2 protein-coding genes are annotated in these 1278 nt (G+C 66.4%); both read right to left on the reverse strand.

Annotation, left to right across the window (positions count from 1 at the left end; genetic code table 11):
* Positions 1–30: 30 nt before the first annotated feature.
* Complete coding sequence (locus ACWD35_RS45530; RefSeq protein WP_451357186.1) at positions 31–951, reverse strand: IS3 family transposase; 921 nt, start codon at positions 949–951, stop codon at positions 31–33.
* Positions 939–1226 (reverse strand): transposase, encoded by a 288-nt coding sequence (locus ACWD35_RS45535; protein ID WP_389341160.1) that lies wholly within the window; start codon positions 1224–1226, stop codon positions 939–941. Before ACWD35_RS45535 ends, ACWD35_RS45530 begins: the two co-directional genes overlap by 13 nt.
* Positions 1227–1278 lie beyond the last annotated feature (52 nt).

Raw genomic sequence — 1278 nt, forward strand, 5'->3', positions numbered from 1 at the left:
TGTCAATCCCCCCGATCTGTGGAGACCTTCCTATGCAGCCAGTTCCTCGGTGAGGCTGGCCTGGTAGCTGTGTTCGTAGTCGATCGGGCTCTTGAAGCCGCACACGCTGTGTAGCCGACGGCTGTTGTAGAAGTCGGTGATCCAGGTCGCGATCCGGATCCGGGCCTCGGTGCGTGTGGCGAAGGCGTGCCGGTGGACGTACTCGACCTTCAGCACGCTGTTGAACGCCTCGCTGACGGCATTGTCGAAGCACGAGCCGACCCGGCCCATGGACTGGAAGACGCCCAGCCGGCGACAGGCCCGGCGGAACCTCCGAGAGCCGTACTCGCTGCCGCGGTCCGTGTGGAAAATGACACCGCGCACGTCCCCGCCGCGGGTCGCCGCGGCCATGTGCAGAGCGGCGACGACCAGTTCGGCATCGTGACGGGCACCCATCGCATAGCCGAGCAGACGGCGGGAAAACAGGTCGATGACCGTGGCCAGGTACAGCTTGCCCTCACCGGTTTCGATCTCCGTCATGTCCCCGCACCAGACCAGGTCGGGCGCCTCGGCGGTGAAGTCGCGGCGCACGAAGTCCGGGGCGGCCGGCCGCTTCCCCGGCCGGGTCAGCCCCCGCCGTCTGCACACCTTCCGCGCGACCAGGCCCAGCTCGGCCATGATCTTCGCGATGGTGTTCACCGAGACCCGCCAGCCCTGCCTCACCAGCCTTATCCAGATCTTCGGCGAGCCGTAGGTGCCGCCGGACGTGTCGAACTCCTCCTTCACCGCTTCCATCAGATGCTGTCTGCGCAGCTCACGACGGGTGGGCTTGTGGGTGCGGTGCTTGTAGAACCACGACTCGCTCACGCCCAGGGCGCGGCAGGCGACGCGGTGCGAAATGCCGTGCTCGGTCCTGAAGTCGCTGATCACCCCGACGACGGACGCCGGGTCCGCCACGGCTACTTCACCCACAGGACCATGCAGCGTTTGAGGACATCACGCTCCATGACCAATTCCTTGTTGTCCCGCTTGAGCTGGGCGTTCTCCCGCCGCAGACGCTCCAGCTCGTCACTCCCGCCAGCCGGTACGGTCCCTGCCCGACGGGCGCGGGAGACCCAGCTCGCTAGGGTGGTCTCGTTGATCCCCAGGTCCTCGGCGACCTCCGCGATCGTCTTGCCGGTCTCCGTGACGATCCGTACAGCTCCCTCACGGAACTCCGGATCGAACTTCCGTCGCTTCTCCGCCATGACTCCCAACTTCCCCTGCAGTCACGGTCTTCACGCTACGAGGGGAGGGACA

The organism is Streptomyces sp. NPDC002671 (assembly GCF_053592475.1).

Bases quoted from the DNA above. Each gene is read 5' to 3' on its own strand.
- ACWD35_RS45535 (WP_389341160.1), bottom strand. From the start codon at position 1,226: ATGGCGGAGAAGCGACGGAAGTTCGATCCGGAGTTCCGTGAGGGAGCT.